This window comes from Mesorhizobium sp. Cs1321R2N1, assembly GCF_037179725.1.
GTDB lineage: Bacteria > Pseudomonadota > Alphaproteobacteria > Rhizobiales > Rhizobiaceae > Mesorhizobium > Mesorhizobium salmacidum.
The window spans coordinates 1-535 of record NZ_JAPYKP010000334.1; the positions used below are offsets into that span (position 1 = coordinate 1).

The 535-nt window shown below is 57.4% G+C and carries 2 protein-coding genes; both read right to left on the reverse strand.

What is annotated here, in order from left to right; genetic code table 11:
* Window positions 1–84 precede the first annotated feature (84 nt).
* Window positions 85–423, reverse strand: a complete 339-nt coding sequence (locus O7A61_RS32350) for a cytochrome C oxidase subunit IV family protein (protein ID WP_337133198.1) — start codon at window positions 421–423, stop codon at window positions 85–87.
* Between the two features lie 10 nt (window positions 424–433).
* The coding region (locus O7A61_RS32355) for a cytochrome c oxidase subunit 3 (protein WP_337133199.1) at window positions 434–535 on the reverse strand (102 nt) is incomplete at its 5' end.

Sequence of the window (535 nt, forward strand, 5' to 3'; positions counted from 1 at the left end):
ACCTGGACGACATCGTATAAAGGGAGCGAGCATCCTGAATGCGGCATGCCCACGGCCGGGATGACGGCGCACTAAGTATCGCGTTCAGGGCGCCGCGCCGAAGAACAGCAGCCGCGTCAAGAGAACGTAGGTCGAATCAGACACCATCATCCCAACGAAAACCAGGACGAGTAGGGGCGGCAGCAAAATCGCGTAGATCAGTGCGAGGCGCTCACAGGCCATGTGCCTGAACACGGCGACGATGAGGCCGGCATTGAGCACCATGAACATCAGGATCAGCGACCAGCGCAGATAACCTTGAAGGCCGAGATAGTCGACCAGATAGGAAAAGGTGCTGAGGACGAAAAGCAGACCCCAGACCAGAAGGTAGAGCTTGATCGGGTGGTGCTGCTGCTGCGCGGCATGCGCCTCTACCGGAGCCATGATGCCCTCCTCACCAAAGATAGAAGAATGCAAAGATGAAGACCCAGACCAGATCGACGAAGTGCCAGTAGAGCCCGGTGATCTCGACGATCTCGTATTGACCTTTGCGGCT